This window comes from Bdellovibrio bacteriovorus str. Tiberius (genome assembly GCF_000317895.1).
Classification (GTDB): domain Bacteria; phylum Bdellovibrionota; class Bdellovibrionia; order Bdellovibrionales; family Bdellovibrionaceae; genus Bdellovibrio; species Bdellovibrio bacteriovorus_F.
The window spans coordinates 927,039-946,696 of the sequence record NC_019567.1 but is presented as its reverse complement, the minus strand read 5'-3'; the positions used below and the strand labels follow the sequence as shown (position 1 = coordinate 946,696).

General features: G+C 50.1%; 19 protein-coding genes. 7 read left to right on the top strand and 12 right to left on the bottom strand.

What is annotated here, in order from left to right; all coding sequences use genetic code 11:
- Positions 1-15 precede the first annotated feature (15 nt).
- The 3 genes from aat to BDT_RS04635 are packed head-to-tail and all read right to left on the bottom strand — an operon-like array spanning position 16 to position 3,208.
- A complete protein-coding gene (gene aat / locus BDT_RS04645; protein ID WP_015090104.1) occupies positions 16-681 on the bottom strand; it encodes a leucyl/phenylalanyl-tRNA--protein transferase in 666 nt (221 codons plus the stop codon).
- Positions 681-1,754, bottom strand: coding sequence for a PQQ-dependent sugar dehydrogenase (locus BDT_RS04640; protein ID WP_041577028.1), 1,074 nt, complete (start codon positions 1,752-1,754; stop codon positions 681-683). The genes aat and BDT_RS04640 overlap by 1 nt, the downstream gene beginning before the upstream one ends.
- Positions 1,755-1,771: 17 nt before the next feature.
- Positions 1,772-3,208, bottom strand: coding sequence for a RecQ family ATP-dependent DNA helicase (locus tag BDT_RS04635; RefSeq protein ID WP_015090102.1), 1,437 nt, complete (start codon positions 3,206-3,208; stop codon positions 1,772-1,774).
- 196 nt (positions 3,209-3,404) lie between these two features.
- On the opposite strand from BDT_RS04635, the gene fusA reads away from it, so the two are divergent.
- The 3 genes from fusA (at position 3,405) to BDT_RS04620 (ending at position 6,341) form a co-directional block, all read left to right on the top strand.
- The gene (fusA, locus tag BDT_RS04630) at positions 3,405-5,513 is read left to right on the top strand and encodes an elongation factor G (protein WP_015090101.1); all 2,109 of its coding nucleotides are present in this window, start codon (positions 3,405-3,407) and stop codon (positions 5,511-5,513) included.
- A gap of 156 nt (positions 5,514-5,669) precedes the next feature.
- Positions 5,670-5,900 carry a hypothetical protein gene (locus BDT_RS04625; RefSeq protein WP_015090099.1) on the top strand — a complete coding sequence of 77 codons (231 nt, stop codon included), beginning with the start codon at positions 5,670-5,672 and terminating at the stop codon, positions 5,898-5,900.
- Positions 5,901-6,341 carry a hypothetical protein gene (locus BDT_RS04620; RefSeq protein WP_015090098.1) on the top strand — a complete coding sequence of 147 codons (441 nt, stop codon included), beginning with the start codon at positions 5,901-5,903 and terminating at the stop codon, positions 6,339-6,341.
- Positions 6,342-6,422: 81 nt separating this feature from the next.
- Here BDT_RS04620 and BDT_RS04615 read toward each other — a convergent pair whose 3' ends face one another.
- Both BDT_RS04615 and BDT_RS04610 read right to left on the bottom strand, forming a co-directional pair.
- Complete coding sequence (locus BDT_RS04615) at positions 6,423-6,932, bottom strand: hypothetical protein (RefSeq protein ID WP_011163520.1); 510 nt, start codon at positions 6,930-6,932, stop codon at positions 6,423-6,425.
- A 122-nt stretch (positions 6,933-7,054) separates the two neighbouring features.
- Positions 7,055-7,843 carry a dienelactone hydrolase family protein gene (locus BDT_RS04610; protein WP_011163519.1) on the bottom strand — a complete coding sequence of 263 codons (789 nt, stop codon included), beginning with the start codon at positions 7,841-7,843 and terminating at the stop codon, positions 7,055-7,057.
- A gap of 236 nt (positions 7,844-8,079) precedes the next feature.
- On the opposite strand from BDT_RS04610, the gene BDT_RS04605 reads away from it, so the two are divergent.
- Genes BDT_RS04605 through BDT_RS04590 form a run of 4 tightly spaced genes read left to right on the top strand, consistent with a single transcriptional unit; the run spans position 8,080 to position 11,045 of the window.
- Positions 8,080-9,120, top strand: a complete 1,041-nt coding sequence (locus BDT_RS04605) for a CNNM domain-containing protein (RefSeq protein WP_011163518.1) — start codon at positions 8,080-8,082, stop codon at positions 9,118-9,120.
- Between the two features lie 3 nt (positions 9,121-9,123).
- Positions 9,124-9,438 (top strand): divalent-cation tolerance protein CutA, encoded by a 315-nt coding sequence (gene cutA / locus BDT_RS04600; protein WP_011163517.1) that lies wholly within the window; start codon positions 9,124-9,126, stop codon positions 9,436-9,438.
- 32 nt (positions 9,439-9,470) lie between these two features.
- Positions 9,471-9,986, top strand: a complete 516-nt coding sequence (pyrE, locus tag BDT_RS04595) for an orotate phosphoribosyltransferase (RefSeq protein WP_173362279.1) — start codon at positions 9,471-9,473, stop codon at positions 9,984-9,986.
- A 42-nt stretch (positions 9,987-10,028) separates the two neighbouring features.
- Positions 10,029-11,045, top strand: a complete 1,017-nt coding sequence (locus BDT_RS04590) for a hypothetical protein (protein WP_015090097.1) — start codon at positions 10,029-10,031, stop codon at positions 11,043-11,045.
- 27 nt (positions 11,046-11,072) lie between these two features.
- Here BDT_RS04590 and BDT_RS04585 read toward each other — a convergent pair whose 3' ends face one another.
- From BDT_RS04585 to BDT_RS04555, 7 genes are all read right to left on the bottom strand, one after another.
- A complete protein-coding gene (locus tag BDT_RS04585; RefSeq protein WP_015090096.1) occupies positions 11,073-12,242 on the bottom strand; it encodes a hypothetical protein in 1,170 nt (389 codons plus the stop codon).
- 4 nt (positions 12,243-12,246) lie between these two features.
- The gene (locus BDT_RS04580) at positions 12,247-13,032 is read right to left on the bottom strand and encodes a phosphatase domain-containing protein (RefSeq protein ID WP_015090095.1); all 786 of its coding nucleotides are present in this window, start codon (positions 13,030-13,032) and stop codon (positions 12,247-12,249) included.
- 12 nt (positions 13,033-13,044) lie between these two features.
- Positions 13,045-13,491, bottom strand: coding sequence for a phospholipase (locus BDT_RS04575; protein WP_235046264.1), 447 nt, complete (start codon positions 13,489-13,491; stop codon positions 13,045-13,047).
- 259 nt (positions 13,492-13,750) lie between these two features.
- Positions 13,751-14,590, bottom strand: coding sequence for a class I SAM-dependent methyltransferase (locus BDT_RS04570; protein ID WP_015090093.1), 840 nt, complete (start codon positions 14,588-14,590; stop codon positions 13,751-13,753).
- Positions 14,591-15,646, bottom strand: coding sequence for an alpha-ketoacid dehydrogenase subunit beta (locus tag BDT_RS04565; protein ID WP_015090092.1), 1,056 nt, complete (start codon positions 15,644-15,646; stop codon positions 14,591-14,593).
- Positions 15,646-16,776 carry a thiamine pyrophosphate-dependent dehydrogenase E1 component subunit alpha gene (locus tag BDT_RS04560; protein WP_148278712.1) on the bottom strand — a complete coding sequence of 377 codons (1,131 nt, stop codon included), beginning with the start codon at positions 16,774-16,776 and terminating at the stop codon, positions 15,646-15,648. The genes BDT_RS04565 and BDT_RS04560 overlap by 1 nt, the downstream gene beginning before the upstream one ends.
- Positions 16,777-16,924: 148 nt before the next feature.
- A complete protein-coding gene (locus BDT_RS04555) occupies positions 16,925-19,654 on the bottom strand; it encodes a hypothetical protein (protein WP_015090090.1) in 2,730 nt (909 codons plus the stop codon).
- Between the last annotated feature and the right edge of the window lie 4 nt (positions 19,655-19,658).

Genomic DNA, 19,658 nt, shown 5'->3' with positions numbered 1-19,658 from the left:
AGAACCAGAAACCTTTTATGTTGTTTCGAACTGGAAGTGTCTTTGTTCCAACATTTCCAGATATTGTTCGCGATCGATCAGCTTCCCGCCCATACTGGCCACCACGGGCGTCACCATCTGCACATCGATCCATTCGTGCCCCTGCTCTGACAGAACTTCCACCAGTCTCCACAGTGCCAATTTTGAAGCATTGGGCTTTCGATAGAACATGCTTTCACCGCTGAACACGCCTTCGACCAGCACACCGTATATGCCGCCGATCAAAACGTTGTTTTCACGAACCTCCACCGACATGCAATAACCGGCCTTGAAGAATTCCAGGTAGGCGCGTTTCATCTGCCCCGTGATCCAGGTACCATCCTGACCAGGACGAGGCTGTTTGGAACATTCCTCCAGCACGTGGTGAAAATCCTGATTCACTGAAAAGTGAATTTCGGGATGACGCTTGCGAAAACGGCGCAGACTTTCAGGCACGTGGAAATCACGAAACTCCAGCACGCCCCGTTCTTCCGGAGAAAACCACAGCATCGGCAGACCTGGCTGAGGCCACGGAAAAATCCCTTTGCTGTAGGCCGAGTAAAGCGTGCCCACATCCAAAGATCCGCCGATGGCCAGAATTCCTTCGGCCAAAGTTTCGCGCGGATCGGGAAAGTCCACTGAAGATCGCAACTTCCCCTGCATTATTTTACCTTGTAAATCAGACGATAAATCACGCCCGCTTTGTCATCAGAAATCAACATGGACCCGTCGGGCAAAACTTCCACGTCAACCGGACGCCCCCAGGACGAATCACCCTGCAACCAGCCCTCGATGAAAGATTCGGTTTTTTCAACATTGGAACCATTCAGTTTCACAAACGTCAGGCGATACCCTTGCGGGGTGGAACGATTCCAGGAACCGTGTTCAGCCAGAATGATGCTGTCTTTGTATGGTGCCGGGAACTGAGAACCGGTGTAAAAGCGCATACCCAGAGGCGCCACGTGCGCACGAAGCTCCACGACCGGAGCCACATAGTCTGAACACTTTTTGCCTTTGCCGAAGTCAGGATCCAGCGTGTCCTTACCATGACAAAACGGGAATCCGAAGTTCTGACCTGTTTTGGTCAAACGGTTCACTTCACATGGGGGACGATCATCCCCCATCCAGTCGCGACCGTTATCGGTGAACCACAGTTCTTTTGATTGCGGATGAAAATCAAAACCGACAGTGTTGCGCACGCCGGAAGCGACTTCCTCTTTGCTGGTGCCGTTCACGTCGATGCGATAGATACGTGCATAATCCGTCCCCGGATCACAGATGTTGCAGTTAGCGCCCACCGGCACATACAGCTTCCCATCCGGGCCAAAGCGGATGAACTTCCAGCCATGGTGAGTGTCCGAAGGAAAGCTCTGCGGCAAAGCACGCAGTGGTTTTGCCGGCAGCTTCACATTGGGGCTGGCATCAAATTCGTGAATGCGCGCGATCTCGGCCACATAAAGTTTTCCATCTTTATAGGCGACCCCATTTGGAGTATCCAGGCCCTGCGCGAAGATGCTGGTCTTGCCATCCTTCACCACATAAACCTTGTCGCCCGAACGAGAACCCACAAAAATCCGGCCATCCGGAGCCTGCGCCAAAGACCGAGCCCCCGGCACCTGGGCCCACACCGAAATCTGAAACCCCGCAGGCATTTTCAGTTTTTCCAAAGGAAGTTGCTTCGCCACCGCAGAAAGCGAAATCAAAAGCACAAAAGAAACAATCCATCCAGCTCTCATCACAACCTCCTTAAGTTCTATCGTTTGCAAATATCGCATTTCCCGCACGGTTCCGCGTGCTCATGCCCAAAATACGCATAGATTCGATTCATGCGGCACTCGCTGTCCTGATTCGCCCACTGAACCATCTGCAAAAGCTTGGTGTTCTGAGCGCGCAAAATAGCTTCGCCGTTTTCCGCCAGAAACTGTTCGTCCGTGGGTTCATGCACACAAGCATACGGAAACGGATCGTCAGATTTCTGCAGACAGCCCCAGCGCTCCAGAATACTGACCGCGGCTTCAGATCTGAAGTCCCGGCGATTTCTAAAATTCATTTGTTCGCGAAGGAAGTCAAACCCGCCCTGATCCACCTGCATTCTTTTGTCTTCTATCAGTTGGTAGATTTTGCGGATGAAATCAGGCTCGGGGTGAGACCATTTCAAAAACTCCATCTGAATGCTGACATCGTCCTGGTCATACAGCAGATGACAAGACGACTCGGCCCCGTCACGACCGGCACGACCGACTTCCTGAAAATACGATTCCAATGAATTCGGAGTTTCGGCATGAATCAACAGACGCACGTTGCTTTTATCAATACCCAAACCGAAAGCAGGTGTCGCAATCATCAGCGGAGCTTCTTCGGTCTGGAAAGCTTTCTGATTGCGCTTGCGATCCTGTGGCGGCAAATCGCCGTGATACACCAGATGCGCCATCCCCAGGCGGTTCAGGGCGGAAGACACTTTCTTCAGAGTTTGAATCAGCGAACAATAGATGATCGCCGTTCCTGGCGTCAGATGACGAAGACCCACGATGGCGCGGATCTTTTCATCGATTCCATAGATGTCGTGAACATTCAAAGCCAGGTTCGGACGCTCAATCCCGGCAGAAATGATCAGGGCATCTTCCATGTTCAGTTTTTTCAGGATGTCTTTTTGAACCTCGGGCGTCGCCGTTGCCGTCAGCGCCAAAGTCGGCGGATTGCCCAAAAGGGCGCGAAACTCTCCGACCCGGGAATAGTCCGGGCGGAAGTCATGCCCCCACTGGGAAATACAATGGGCCTCATCCACGGCCAAAAGCTGGATCGCCCGTTTTTCAATAGCTTGAAGAAACTCAGGTTTACGGAACCGCTCCGGAGTCACATAGATCAGTTTGAAGTCGCCCTTGGCCAGGCGGTTCTGCCGGGACTCCCGTTCGTCCCGGCTCAAAGTGGAACTTAAAAACGTGGCGCTGATCCCCAGTTCCTGGGCCTTGAAAACCTGATCCTGCATCAGGGCGATCAAGGGGGAAATGACGACAACCAGGCCCTCGCGGGTCTTTGCCGGAAACTGAAAGCAGAGGCTTTTTCCCATTCCCGTGGGCATTAAAGCCAGCAGGTTCTGGTTTGCCCAAACTTTATGCAGGATTTGCTCTTGCTCGCCCCGGAAAGAAGTAAAAGGAAAGTTCGCTTTTAAAAGCTGAAGAAGATCGGTCATAGTGCCGATCAGTCTACGCTACTGAGAGGGGCCCGACTAGCCAACCGCCTCGAGGATGCGGTGCGTTGGGATTCTGGCCTAGAATCTTTTTTTGCACTTAGTAGTATTTGATGATAATTCGAGTACTTTCATAAAATTTGTTTAATTTTTGCTAATAATAACAGCGATTAAAACCATATAAACGAAGGGTAAAGATATGTCCAAAAAGTGGAATATTGATATGGTCAGAAACATTGGTATCTCGGCGCACATCGACTCCGGGAAAACCACAACTTCTGAACGTATTCTGTTCTATGGAGGAAGAATCCACGCCATCCACGAAGTTCGTGGAAAAGACGGCGTTGGTGCAACAATGGACTCCATGGATCTAGAGAGAGAAAAAGGGATCACCATCCAGTCTGCTGCAACTCAGGTTCAGTGGAAGGATTACACAATCAATTTGATCGATACACCGGGGCACGTGGACTTCACAGTTGAAGTTGAACGTTCTCTTCGCGTTCTTGACGGTGCGATCCTGTTGCTTTGCGGTGTTGCCGGCGTTCAATCTCAGTCCATCACTGTTGACCGTCAGATGAAACGTTACAACGTTCCTCGTTTGGCATTCGTGAACAAATTGGACCGTCAAGGTGCCAACCCATACCGTGTTACTGATGCTTTGATCGAAAAATTGCGTTTGAACGCAGTTATGATCCAGATCCCAATCGGTTTGGAAGATCAGCACAGAGGTCACGTTGACCTGACTGACATGAAAGCTTACATCAACCAAGGTGACTCCGGCGAAAACGTTCTAGTTGAAGAAATCCCGGCTGATCTGGTTGAAACTGCACAAAAATACCGTCAGATCATGATCGGTAAATTGGCTGACGTTGACTCTGCTATCGAAGAGAAATTCTTGATGGAAGAAGAGCCAACAACTGAAGAGATCCGTGCGGCTATCCGTAAGGGCACCATCAGCTTGAAAATTGTTCCGGTTCTTTGCGGTTCTGCTTTCAAAAATAAAGGTGTTCAGCGTCTGATGGACGCGGTTACTTACTATCTTCCGTCTCCTGCTGAGAAAAAAGAGCAAGCTCTTGATATCACCAAGAACGAAGAGAAGTTCGACCTGTTCCCAGACTCCACGAAGCCATTGGTTGCTCTTGCGTTCAAACTTCAAGAGACTCCATTCGGTCAGCTAACTTACATGCGCGTTTACCAAGGTAAAATGGGCAAAGGCGATTTCATCGTCAATCAAGTGAACAAGAAATCTGTTAAGATTCCTCGCTTGGTTCGTATGCACTCTGACAAAATGGAAGATATCGACGTATCCTACGCTGGTGACATCGTAGCATTGTTCGGTATCGACTGTGCTTCCGGTGACACTTTCTGTGACGAGAACATCCAGGCGTCCATGCAATCCATGCACGTACCTGATTCCGTTATCAGCTTGGCAATTGCGCCTAAAGATAAAACTGCGGCGAACAATTTCTCCAAAGCTCTTCAGAAATTCCGTAAGGAAGACCCTACATTCCGCGTACACCGTGACGAGGAATCCAACGAGACTATCATCTCTGGTATGGGTGAGTTGCACTTGGAAATCTACGTTGAGCGTATGAAACGTGAATTCAACTGTGAAGTTATCGTGGGTCAACCTCAGGTTGCTTACCGTGAGACTATCTCCGTTGAAGCTCCGTACGACTACACTCACAAAAAACAAACTGGTGGTTCCGGTCAATACGCGAAGATCGTTGGTAAAATCCAACCTCTTCCTCCACAAGAAGACGGCGCTGTATTCAAATTTGAAAACAAAGTTGTCGGTGGTCGTATTCCTAAGGAATTCATCCCTGCGGTTGAAGAAGGCTTCAAAGAGCAGACTGTTAAAGGTCCTCTGATTGGCTTCCCGATCGTTGGCGTTGAAGTTGTTCTGGAAGACGGCGCGTACCACGATGTCGACTCCTCATACATGGCGTTCAAAATCGCTGGTATGGCGGCTCTTCGTGAAGTTTACGCTTCCGCTAAACCAACTGTTCTTGAGCCGATCATGAAGCTTGAGACGACAGTTCCAGACGAATACCAAGGTTCCGCTGTTGGTCAAATCAACCAACGCCGTGGTTCCATCGTTGCAACTACTGCATTCGAAGGTAACTGCGTGATCGAAGCTGAAGTACCACTGACAGAAATGTTCGGTTACTCTACAGACCTTCGTTCTGCGACCAAAGGTAAAGGTGAGTTCTCCATGGAATTCGCGAAGTACGCTCCAGTACCTCGTAACATCCAGGAAGAGCTTGCGAAGAAATACCAAGCTAAGCGCGCAGCTGAGCAAAAGTAGTCTTCAAAGTTTGATCTTCAAACTTCAAAGCCCGGTGGAAACACCGGGCTTTTTTTATTTCCCCGCCCCGACCTTCATCCGGAAAAACTTAACATCCCTGCTGTTTGTGCCGAAAAGAGATTCGTAAAATCATCTTATCAGCCAAGGACGACAGCCATGGATCGCGATCAGCTTATTGCCGAAATTAAAAAGCAGCTTCAGGAAGAACTGAAAGCTCAGACTGACACCATCAAAAACAAAATTCCCGGCGAGCAACGTGAACAAATCAAAGACCTGAAAGACGGCCTGACTCAAACCATGAAAGAAAACCCATGGGCCTCTGTCGGCATCGCGGCGCTTGCAGGCTTTGTGATCGCGCGCATGCTGTACAAAAGAAAGGATGACTAAATGAACTTCCTTCTGCCCATCATTTCTTTCTTTATCGGTAACGCCAAAAGCCTGTTCAAAGAACCCGGCATCGCCTTCACCCAGCAACTGGTGTTGCATCTGCGCGCGCTGACGTTCGTTCTGGTATCCACCATCGGATCACTCGCTTTAAGCTGCGTGGGGATCTCGCTGTTCATCGCAAGCCTTGCCGGCCAGCTGGACAAGGGGGAAGAGTTTCAGATCACTGGCGGCATGATTGTGTACCTTGTAATGACCGTGGTTTCTGCCGGTGTATTGATTTACAGTCTGAACAAAAAGACGTGGCTGAAAGCTTTGGGTTTCGTTGAAAAACCTGCGGCTGCCAAACAATCCGGCGCCCTGGAAAATGCCGTGGCCTTGCTGGTGATGGACTACGTGGAAGAACGCCAAAGCAAGCGCGCGAAAACCTCTGAAGCCAGCTAGGCGGGACTGGCCACTGCAAATAGAAAGAGCTGACTTTTTAGGGTCAGCTCTTTTGCTTTTTAAACAATGTGAAAATCGAAACTACATCGGCCAGCGATTGCAATATTCGTTGCTGTCAGAAGAGATCACTTTGCCTGTGGATTTCGCCACAACCAAAACAGAAATCGTTGTGCAGGTTTCATCATAGCTGATGTCTTCCTGAGTGCGGGTTGTGTAAACCAGAACATCGCCACGATCTTCCACTGTCGTGTTGGAAGTCACTGGATAGGTTTTGCCTTTGCCCGGAACAGAGAAGATCTCACCGATCATGCCGCCACCGTCACCACCGCCATAGCCGCCGCCATCGAATCCGCCGCTGCCGTAACCGCCGCCATCAAAAGAACCACCACTGTCACGGTCATTGCCTTCATAGGTTTCTTCACGAGGGTCTTTTTCTTCACCACGACCACCGTCGTCTTCTTTCGGAGCCGGCTCGGATTTGCCTTTTCCTTTTTTAGCAGAAACCACGTCCTGGGAATTGTCAGAGATATTGGCAAAGGTTGGCGCCGCGAAAGAAAGAGAAAGCAGGGCCGCCAGCAAGATTGTTTTCATATGAAGACTCCTTTTGTATTCAAAGCGAAGTCTTTAACACAAGGGCGGCGACAGGACCATTCCCCGTCACCACCCTTGCCATATTTTCACGATTGTTCAGACTCTAGACAGCTCAATTCGCATTACCTTGCAACTGGTGCCACTTCATTCAGAAAGGCCTCCAGAGCCGCCCAGGAACGTTTCTCCGCGACGGGGTTGTAGGCGTGCCCCTTGGATGGATCATTGCCCGCATCTTTCTGAGTGAAGGCATGAACCGCTCCGGAATACGCCACGAACTGATAGTCCACTTTGGCTTCGTTCATTTCTTTCATGAAGCCATCGACTTCCGCTGGTGGCACGTAGGGATCAATAGCTCCATGCAAGACCAGCACCTTGGATTTGATGTTCTTCACATCCTTGGGATTCTTGCTGGCCAGACCACCATGGATGCTGACCGCCCCCACCACAGGCAAACCTGCACGAGCCGCCTCCAGGGCTCCGGTACCACCAAAGCAATACCCCATGATCACGATCTGCTTGGCATCGACATTTTTATTTTTCTTAAGATAATCAAAAGCCGCTTTTTCACGCGCCCGGTAAAGCTTCACGTCCTCTTTGTATGTGCCGGCAAGTTTGCCGGCCTCTGCCGGGGACCCGGGACGGACCCCTTTGCCATAGATGTCAGCAGCCAGTACCACGTAACCTTTTTCCGCCAAACGCTGGGCGCTGGCTTTTTCATGTTCACCCAACCCCATCCACTGGTGAACAATGATGATCGCCGGACGCGGACCTTTTAAGGAATCATCCTGAGCCAGAAAACCTTCCAAAACCGTCTTGCCTTCTTTGTACTCGACCATTTCAGTTTTTACTTCAGCATGAGCTTGCATGAATGCCCCCCACACCAAAAGGGCCGCTGCCAAATTCTTCATCATCTTTAGTACTCCTTTTAAGCTTTACCAAAGTCTATGAAGGGCCCGGCGAAAGGTCAAAAACCCCTCATCAGGGTCCTGATGACTCACAAATTCCTGATTTATCTCGATTATATCAGGACTTCTTGCAAGTCGCGTTATAGACAGGTCCCTTCCCGAATGTGGTACACTCTAGTCTCTATGGAATATCACAGGCGTCTGCCCGTCACATTTAACTTCTCAGATTTAAGCATCACTCTATGACGATTATTATTGTTCTGTTTATCAGTACCATCGGTATCTCTTTTTTATGTTCCATGCTGGAAGCCGTTCTTCTGACTTCGACCTCCGCTTACATCGGGGTTCTGGTCAAAGAGAATAAAAGAAGCGGAAAGCTTCTTGAACACCTGAAAGAAAACATCGACCGCCCTATCTCTGCCATCCTGACCCTGAACACCCTGTCCCACACCTTGGGCTCCGCCGCCATCGCCTACCAAATTCAGATTCAATACGGACAAGAAGCCGTCACCGTGGCCTCTTTTGCCCTGACTTTCATGATCCTGATTCTGTCTGAGATCATTCCCAAGTCTGTCGGTGCCGCGCACTGGAAAGCCCTGGTTCCCTTTGCCGCCTACACCATCCAGTTCATGATCTTGCTTTTGTATCCATTGGTGATCATGTCCGAGTGGCTGGGCCGTTTTTTTGCAAAAACCTCTGAAGATCCGGAAGTGACCCGTGAAGAGATCCTGATGACTGCCGAAATCGGCGTGGAAGAAGGAACTTTGAAAGGCAAAGAATCCAACATCATCAAAAACCTGCTGATGCTGGACAAGATCTATGTGTCTGACATCATGACCCCACGATCCGTGTTCTTTGCATTGGACAAAGAATTAACCGTGGAAGAGGTCTTTAACAAATACCGTCCTCTGCGCTTCTCGCGCATACCGGTTTACGATGGCAGCCTGGACAACATCATCGGCATGACCTATCGCTATAAAATTCACGAAACCCTTTCCAACGACTTGCACGACAAGAAGGTGGGTGAGATCGTGACTCCGATCTCCAGCATCCCAGAGCGCATGACTGTGTCCCAGGTTCTGGATTTCTTTATCAAAGAAAAAGAACACATGGCCTTGGCGGTGGACGAGTACGGCATCGTGGCTGGTCTGGTCAGCTTGGAAGACGCGGTTGAAACCCTTCTAGGTGTAGAAATCGTCGATGAACTGGACAGCGTGGAAGACATGCGCAAGTTCGCCCTGGAACAGTGGCAGATGCGCAAACAGAAACTGCGCCGGAGCTAGATTGTGATTCTATTTTATATCCCCTGCCCTGACAAAACTTCCGCGCAGAGTATCGCAAGAACTCTGCTGGAGGAAAAACTTGTCGGTTGCGCCAACATCATTCCAGGCATGGAATCGATGTACTGGTGGGAGGGAAAATTAGAGACAAGCTCCGAGCATATCCTGATCCTGAAGGCTTTGAACACCCCTGATGCACAGAGCAGAATCACAAAAAGGGTCGAAGAGCTTCACCCCTATGACGTCCCGTGTGTCATGACTCTCCCCGTCCTGGGAATCAATCCCGCTTTCAAGAACTGGCTTGAAGAAAGTCAAAGATAGCCCTAGCTTTGAAAAGCGAAGGAGCTATCGCCATGACCAGACAAGAACTTGCCAAGAACATTTACGACATTGCTCACCTGACTGGGGAGTTTAAACTTCGCTCGGGCCAGATCTCGAACGAATACTTCGACAAGTATCGTTTTGAGGCACAGCCGACTTTGCTGCGTGAAATCGCCAAACAAATGGTTCCCTTGATTCCTGCCGGCACTGAAGTTCTGGCCGGCCTTGAAATGGGCGGCATCCCTATCGCCACCGCATTGTCCCTGGAAACCGGGATCCCTTGTGTGTTCGTTCGTAAAGAAGCCAAAGAATACGGCACCTGCAAGTTTGCCGAAGGCCTTGAGATCAAAGGCAAGAAGGTCTGCGTGATCGAGGACGTCGTCACCACCGGCGGCCAGGTGGTGCTTTCCACCGCGGATTTGCGCTCTATCGGAGCTGAGATTTCCACAGTTCTGTGTGTGATCCACCGCGGGCCACACTTCCCGGAACCCAAGCTGACCGAGATCGGTCTGGACCTTCGTCCATTGTTCAAGAAATCCGATTTCTAGCCGATAAAGAGAACTGGTTTATCTTATCGAGAGGAAGACAGGATGAAGCAGTTCTCAAAGGCTCTATTAGCCACAGCTATTGTTTTCACCGCCAGCCCGTCCTTCGCGGGCTACGATGAGTTTGATTGCCGCAGCAGTGGCAACTTCAGTACCAATACGCATTTACAATGCGTCTCCTGCGGAGCTCAAAAATATTTTGCCAACAAAGCAGGAGGTCGTGAAGTTGTTCCCTCTGAGAAGTGGCTGCTTCTATTGGGAACTGTGGCAGTACAAAATTACGAGCTCAGCGATCGAGGTGGAAACAATCTTGCCTCTGACTTCGATGCACGCAAAAACTATCAAAAATATGTCATATCAATGATGAGGAGCTACGGCTTCTGTCAAAGCTACATTAGCAAGGAGCGCTCTAAAACTAAACGCAGCGCTCAAGACTCCGACGTGGCTCCTAGTGATTGGAGCTCAAAAATATATCCGGGCCTAACTAGAGACACCAATTTGGGGCCAAAAGGTGTTCAGGCCGTCGGCAAATACTATGGCTTCGATGATAGTTCTTGGTTTGGCTGGCAAGCTGGCGAAAACATGAACTACCTACTGACTGGCAGTCCAGATCCAAGAAAAAGTATGAAGGATGCGGAGTTCGGCAAGGAATATCCCCTTTATCCCAATATGTCTTTTAGCGACAAAAGGACAAAGTTCAAAGAGCGTTTGAGCCATGCGTTTCCTTCAGAATATGATGTCTCTGGAGAGAAAAAAAAGGATTCAAAACAACTTGTGGCATCAGGAGATAAGTCCAATGGACTTCGTGAATGCCTACAGGAAATCAATCGCATGCAACATGGACAAGGAGACCCGTTGCTAAATTCGTTCATGAAAAATGTTCCCGAAGGTGAAGCTTTCTGTAAGTCTATGGCCAATGCATGTGATATCGAATTGGATTTCTGTACTGGCAGCAAGGGTACCAAGTCCGTGACCCAACCCGAAGTCTTCAGATCAAATAGCAGACCGCAGCCTCCACCGCCACCAATGCAACCATCCAAATCTGGCAGCGGATATAAATAAAAAAAGGGGCTGTAAAGCCCCTTTTTTTTAATCAGCGCATTCAATTCTTATCAATTCTGAAGGCTTTTTCTCAATACTAGTATTTTCACGTCTCTTGATAGAGTTTCTTACCTCACATGCCGCACATTCATCATCAAAATAGGGATTAAATTCTTCGGTCTTTATCCGATCATATGCCACAGCATAGGCCGATGGGTGTTTCTTAATAAGCATGTCGAGAACAGAGGAAGACTGAATTTCTTGCATCATTTTTTTAATCTTCTTTTTTTCAACATTTTTTAGAATCTGTTCCCCGACAACAACAATCTCAGCCTCGGAAAAAGATAAAAAATGATGAGCATCTCGCACCCAATACAAAGTCGCTTCATCAAAAGTTTCAATCAGTTTAAGTCTTTCTTCCTTATTCAACTCTCGTCCAAGCTTTTTCAAAAAGAAATCAAATGCACCGATATCTTCCATCACAAAGGCTGCTTTAACAAAAGCAAATGGATCTTTAAACTCAAATGTTCCCTCGCGCTTTTCAATCATCTGTAAAAGATCAAAAAACTTTACTCTCTTCACATCCATAGATTCAAAGTCACGGTATGCTCTTGCATAACCCAACGTTTGACAAATAAGTGGTTGCTTTCCGGGCAAATGCTTCAGCATCGGAAATCTAGTTCGATCATAACTATCATACAAGGCCTCTAGAGAATAGAAACTGGTATTTTCATATAGATAAAGATCATTGAAAGGGAGTTGCGATCGAACTTCATTCCACTCACTATTCTTCTTTTTCAAGAAGTCAAAACCAGTGTACTCAGTTCCAGCTATCGGCACATATAAAGAGGCACCCTTGCGCAACAAACTCAAGACATGCCCTATTTCCACATCTTCCCTAAGGAACAACTGTAGAGCAGTCAGTCCATCTTCACCGACCTCGTTCACATTAAAGAAGTCGACTTCATCCAAAAGCTTCAAGAACATTTCTTCATCATCGAGCTTATCAGCAACTTTTAACTTATCGGGAAATTTCAACTCAGAGGATTTTGAAATGTCTTCATAGATCTCCTCCTTCGTCATCCCCACCTTAACTTCTTTAGGCACCTCAACAACCTCAACCACTTTGGATGGCTTACTAGGGTCCTTCTGAAACGAGCACGCCCCCAAAATTGTGGAGGCACTCAAAGCTAGAATGAACAAAGAGGACTTTTTCATGGTCTTATCCACATCTTTCAGCAATTACGGACTGGATCTTCTGAAGTTTTACAGAAGGGTTCTTTACGTCCCACTGCCATTTGAAGTCGCGGCAGTCCTGCCACCATGGGAAGACCATGGGACCGAATTTTTCATCCTTGTCGTCTTTCTTCATGCGCTTGTAAACGATCTGCTCAATCGGGCCATAGGCCTTCTTCATCAAAAGACCTTTGGAAATCAGGTCAATCGCCACTTCCACACTGGTCACGAAACCAATCTGACCTTCCATCGTTGGGAACTTGGAACGATCCAGTCTGGAATAAGCCTCACGGATATAGCTGACCGCCGGGATGTGCGGAAACTCTTTGACCATCTGGTCATAAACAACCGCATCGAACTGACCGTTGTCGCCGAAATAGATCACCACTTCCGGATTGGTTTCAGCAAGCACCTTGCGGATGACTTTTTGCTTCAGCTCAGGATCCTGTTTGATGCCCGAGTTCATGTGCAGCTTCGTGATCGGGAAGCCGTTTTCCTCCAGGAAATCCGTGTGCTGCTCGTTCATCAAAAGCTTTGGCGCCAAAGACACATAATGGAATTCAATGTCTTCATGCTGCAGATTTAACATCTGGAAGATTTCCGACATACCCACAAAGCGGCTGTCATCGTCAGCAAACGAAGTTGCAGCCCCCTTCTTGGACAACACGTGGGACACCTTCAACGTGTCATCAATATCAGACACCACAAGCACCTTGGCTTCGGCAAAGGCTGACAACATCAATCCGGCAAGTAAAGCGATGTATTTTCTCATGGACGTCTCCTGTTATTTTTTGTTTCCTAAAAAGATTGAATCGTAAATCTGCTCCCAGTCGACCGACAGAATCTTGTCTGCGACCTCGGAACGCTCTTCCATATCCAGCGGCTTGTAACCGCGGTCTTCAACCCAGCCATAGCCCCAGCGAAAGGGTGTCTGAAGCTTCGCGGATCCACCCACACGCACACCACGGAAGTAAGCGTCCGCAGTGTACTTGTTGGCTTTGACGGTGATGCATTGTTTTAATTCTTCGTCGGCCCGCAAACGGTCTTCACGGGCACCACCGGCCCAGTAAGCCACATCATGAGCCACACAGCAGTCCAAATAGGCATTCACCGACCAGGCAAACCCGTCCGGACTCATGCTGCAGCCATCGCTGGTAAAGTCTTTCAGCGTATTTTTAGCAAACCCCTGCCCAGCCACCAAAGTGACCAACAAATAGACAGCAAGCGACACCCAGTGTCCCTTGCGAGGCTTGAATATGGTTAGTTTGCATTTGAATATCATCAGCCCCTAAAGGAGCAAGAGACAGACCAAAGAAAAACAATTAAGAAAACCAGAAAATCCCCTCCGCGCCCCACCCAATCAAGGTTGGTCAAAAAGGTTCAGATCCGAGGCGGAGGGTTTTTTGCGAAACGGAGGCGTGCTCCAAGCACGTCGAAGAGAAGCAAAAGGCCCGACAACGAAGGAGATGGGCCTTTTTCACCAACCGGCGCTATTTTTCTCCGACCACATAAGCGATCCAGGACTGACAAGCTTCGCCGTGATCCACACGGGTGAAGTTGCCGTCTCCGGAACCATCCGGAGCCGTACCTTCCCAGTACACGTGGGTCTTTTTAAAGCCCACTTCTTCCATGATGTCGCGGATCTCAGAGATGGACCACATGCGCCAGTCATAGGTGAAAACCTGTTCGATCTTCTTCCCACCCACTTTGAAGTGGATGTGGAATAGAGCCTCATTGGTCACAGGGTCAAAGTTCGTCTGATCCCAGTAGTAAGTGAAGCCTTCGTGTTTGATCGCGTCCTCAATGGCTTCGTAGCACTGACTGCCGCCGAAGATGTCCACCAGGAACATGCCGTCTTTGTTCAAAGTCTTCAGCACATTGGCGAAATACTTCTTCAAAACGTCGCGTTTTTTAAAACAGAAATAAGAGAAATTCATCGCCGCCACGATGTCGGCTTTGGCCAGATTCGGATCCAGCACGTTGCCTTCCACCAGCTTCATGCGCTTTTGCTGTTCCGGTTTTAGCTTCGTCAGATAGTTGGCTTTGCCGTAGGCCATTGGTTCCGGATCCAGATCCACACCCACCGCCTCATGACGAGGGTGCAGTTTGATCCACTCGGTGGAAAGAGCAAAGGTCCCGCAGAAGTCTTCACGGAATACACGGGGCTGCTTGCCTTTCAGCTCGCGGAACGTGTTCCAGATAAAGACCACATCATTTTCCGCCGACTGAACCGCTTTGCGGTACAGTTCGTATTTATCGAATACCAAAGCCGTGCTTTTTTTATTCACACGACGGCGGACCTTTTTTCTGTGGGACATTTCTTTTTTCATTTACGGCACTTCCGCTACGACTTCACGAATCGCAAGTTCAATGTCATGGATCTGTGGCACAGAGTTCTTTTCAAGGTTCGGATGCAGACCGATGCCCGGCAGGTTTTTACCAGCCAGAACACGCGGACGCGCCATCAGTTGATAGAAGCACTCTTGAGTCGCACGGTACGCCAAGTGCTCACCGAAGTTGGTCACTTCCGTGTCCTCGTTCACGAACAATACGCGGCCGGTTTTTTCGATGGATTCTTTAATCATCGGCCAGTCGTATGGATAAATCGAGCGCAGATCGATCACCTCAACTGAGATGCCTTCTTCTGCCAGTTTCACCGCCACTTCGTCACACAGGTGCACCATGCGGCTGTATGTGACAACCGTGATGTGTTCACCCGCGTGAGTGATCTTGCCCTTGCCGATTGGAACCATGTATTTTTCAAGTTCCGGCCAGCGCGGCTTCCAGCCTTCAGAATTCTGAACTGGTTTGTCGATCATGGCTTTAAGCTCTTTTTCATCCGCAGGCTCACCCGGGATCAGCTCATCACCTTTATGGCGCATCAACGCCTTGGATTTCAAATAAAGAACCGGATTTGGATCTTCGATCGCAGAAAGCATCAAACCGTAAGCATCCAACGGATTGGACGGCATCACGATCTTCCAGCCTTGCAGGCGGGAGGCCCATGCATCGAAGGAATGAGAGTGGTAAACGGAACCAAAGATCCCCGCACCCACCGGAGTCATCACCACCATTGGCAATTGAATCTGACCGTTTGTGCACCACAAAGTGTTACCGGCAATTTTCAAAAGATCGATGGTGTTGAAGATATAGTCCGCAAACTGGATTTCAGCCACGCAGCGGTCACCACCCATCGCGATACCCATCGCCATGCTGATGATCCCACGTTCATCCAGAGTGGAGTTCCACGCCGTTTCCAAACCTTGAGTCGCTGTGAAAACGCCCCCCAGTGGTGCGCCCACGTCCTGACCGAAGATGTCTTTAACTCCCATGTTGGCTTCACCATAGTGAAGGGCCATTCTGATGGCCTGAGCAATACTTGCCATTAGAATTTTCTCCAATCTGCATTTTCGCTGTTAACGTAAACATGATCCCAAACAGATTCCGGAGTCGGCACCGGTTCCTGGCGGGCTTGTTCCTGGGCGTTGACGCCTTCGGCTTCATAGTCTTCCCAGATCTTCTTCGCAGCCTTCGGATCCAGAATGCCAGCATCGATCAGGTTTTTTTCGAAAGTCAGAACCGGGTCAAACAAGTGTGGTTTTTTATTGGCGCCGTCCGCGGAAGAGTGACCGTACAAACGAGTCACCTTCGCTTCGATGAAGGATGGTTTGCCGGTTTTACGGATGTATTCCATCTCTTCTTTCAGAGCCAGATAAGTTTCAATCGGGTCATTGCCGTTGATCACACGGGAACGGATGTTGAACGCAGCAGCGCGATCCGCGATGTTCGTTTCACCGTGCTGACCTTCATACGGAGTCGAAATACCGTAGCCGTTGTTCTGAACAGTGATCAGCATCGGAAGTTCCTGGCCCTTACGGGAGGCAAGAATCAAGCAGGATGCGAAGTCACCTTCAGCAGTCCCAGCGTCACCACCAGTCACGATAGAGATCGCACCTTTACCCGCACGCTTTTGCACGTGAGCCGTACCACACGCGATCGGATATTGAACTTCCAAAGGAGACGTCACCGGAGCCACGTTCCACTGCGGGAAGCAATAGTGGCTGGAGAAGTTACGACCACCTGTGGATGGATCCGTCGCACGGTTCATCATCAAGCGGATGGAATCAATCATGTCCATGCCCAAAGCCACCATCGTCGGAGTACAGCGATAGTGCAGGTGCAACCAGTCGTTCTCTGGGCCAGAGCCTTTGCGCGCCAGCATACCCAAGGCAACACCCCAGGCTTCCTCACCAGGTCCACCAATCCAGAAGTAAGCCTCACCGGCTTTATAAATTTTGATCAGACGTTCTTCAAGCACGCGGGATTTAACCATCAGGTTATGCATGCGAAGCAAAATTTCTTCAGACAATCCACCAAAGCTCTGCTTCTTTTTTGCAGGAGCAGTCGCTTTTTTAGAAGCTTTCACAGTGGACTTTGCAGCAGGTTTTGCAGCCTTCTTGGTAGTCTTACCAGCAGCCGCCTTACCCCCTGCTTTCACAGTGGTCTTTTTAGCCATTTTCAGGGCCTCCATATTCGCGTCTATCTAAGCGAAAAGAGAGGCTTTTGTCACGCCCATTTGCCACGGTGAGAAGTCTCTTCAAATCAATTTTAAAGGGGTTTAAGTCCTCAAGGGCACACAATGTGCCCCCTCTTTAGGCAGTTGGCTATTCCTGCTCGCGGGAATAGTAGCGCAGCCAGTTTTCTGAGCTGCGATAAAAGACCGTCGGGCGGTCGTAGGAATTAATCAAAAGCGCCCCGTACTGCCCCACAAATGAGGGCGCCGGCAGGACTGATTGTTCAATGCTTTCAAAGACAAAACTGCCGCCTGCCGCAGCCAGGGTCCCCAGACGCAAGGCCTTACTGACTGAGCTATGGAAGGCCACGTATTTGGCTCCATCACTGCCTACCCCCAACGTCGGCGCAGACTCACCCAACAAAGAGGTCACCCCAGTCACCTCCACGACACCGGCCGTGAACGCACTAGTCCCGGTGGTCAAACATGTTGCAACGGCCGAAGCACAACTTGCATAGCGAACTGAACCCGCCGTTGTATCCACATAAGCCGCAAAGGGCCTGTTCAAAGCATCCAGTTTGAAATCAATTCCCGCACCCAAAGTGGATCCGGAATTTTCAATCGCCACACAATTCCACACATAGCTGGCGGAACTTAGCGATTCACTGGCAAAAGCCACTCGCACCCCTGTGTCGTACTGATAGGCAATCGCAGGCTGTCCAGAACTCGTAAACTGGAGCTTCGCAAATTTCCCCGCATCCGCAGTGGCGTTACCGCAAGAGCCCGCTCCCGCGGCGCCGTCCACGACAAATCTTTTCCAGCCTTTTTGTTTTGTCCATCTGGCAAAACGCAAGGCCGTGTTGGTGACATCATAATACGCGATTCCGATGGCATCACCACTCAGGGCGACACTTGCGTACTGACCGACGTTGACTACGGAATCATCCACGACCGTGATTGTAAAACTCACACCTCGATCACTGGATCTGGCCAGAATCAGATTCTGCTCAGTCGCCACACCATTGTAGGCGGCAATCATCGGATTGCTGTTACTGTCGAAGGCCAATGACGGCATATTTCCCACCGCCGCCGTGGCCGAAGCGCTTTGTTGATGGCTGGTCACAAATTTTTCAGAGAAATACGGCTCTACAAATGTGCCCCCGCGTGTTCCGAAATAAAGTTTGGAACTGGCGTGAGTGTTGTTGTTGTCATAAAAATAGTATGCATAGCCGACTCTGCCATCCGGTGCCTTGGCGGCACTGATCACCGGGAAAGAGGCCGTGTTCGGAAACACATTGCCACGGTTGTCGACCACAGAAATTACAAAGCTTCCTGCGGCTCCCCCTGTCACCAGGTCATCCGGATCAATCTGCGCGACCTTCAGGTCATTGCCGACAGCGCCACCTGCCGCGGCGGGAAGCTGGGCATAGCTGGTGAAAGCTGTGTCGCTGGCAGCATCATAAGCAAGTGACACCCCTTCTTGCGCGACCGTCGTTGTTTCAATCCCGTGATTCGCCGCAAACCAGGCTGTGCCGTTGAATTTGCTCATGGCTACCGACGTGGTCGCCACTCCGGCAGAAACCAGATAGTCTGTCACACCTTTAATAGCCAAAGAGATTCCGGAAGCCCCTGTGGAAGCCGCCGCAATGGTGGTCGCCGGCCCCCAAGAGTTGGTGGCCCCATCCTGAGCCACATCGCAGGCCACGGGGCTGCGAATATGCAGGCCTGTGGTGTTCGGATTGCCCACAGAATAAAATGCCAACACCGCACGATGGGTGGTGGGCTCGACTTTCAAATCCAGATGTGTTCCACCGTTATGATTCGTATTCACCAAACCGGAAATACAAGTAGTGCTGCCCGCACACCCCCGCAAAAGATTCACGACTTCAAAGGCCTGACATTTTCCATCCGCATCCAATCCCGTGCATCTTGCCACTGAAGGGTTGTTCAAAGTCCCTGCCGCCCCCGTTGTCGTGGTGAAACCCAGGATCGGCGCTCCGTTCACCGGGCACAACGCCAGCCCTGAACTGATGCCGGCCTGATTGGCCGCCGTGATGGTCCCCGCCAGCGACACCAGTGGCGCCACGTTCATTGAAGACCACACACCCGTGCTGGAACGGAAAAGATATTTCACCTGGCTGTTTGTGGAGGTCTGAGTGAAGAATGAAAAAGTGATGTGAGGCCGGTCCTCGCTGTCCAGCACCAGGCGAAGTGCCTTCATCGGATCAATGGTGGCCACAGCCACATTTGTGGGTGCCGCACTGACCGGGGCTTGAAAAGCTGTTGTCACCGACCAAACACCACTGGAACTGCGCTCGGCAAATCGAATGTCCTTGGTCCCGCTTCCGGCAAGCAAAGTGGTGTTCTGGCTTGATCCATATACATAGGCGATGACGGGGTTGCCGTCGGACTTAAATGCCACCCGCAGAATTTTTCCCTGATTCAACTGCCCGGCGGTAGCCGAGTTCGGCGCACCAACGCAAACTGAATTCAAATTTCCGCAGAGGGCTGTTCCATAGTTGAGATCGACGACTTCCACATTCCAGGTGCCAAACTCATCCATCCAGGCGTACTTCAGTGCGCCTATCGTCGGGGTTGCACCACTGCCCCCCGCCGTCGCGGACTTATCATAATATGCCACACCCGGTTGCCCCGTTAACGGGTTCAAAGCCAGATCGTGGGGCCCGCCGGTTTGATTGTTGAAGCTGAGGTTTTCACCTGTTGATACCAACGCACGCACATCCACCCAAGACGGCGCGGAACTTCCTGGCGCAGGATCAGTCTCCGGAGTGCTTTGCGGAGTGTTTCCTGTGACTTTAGACTCTTCAGAAAAATTGCAGGCACTCAGAAAAAGACAGGCCATCAAAACATATTTCAACACAACG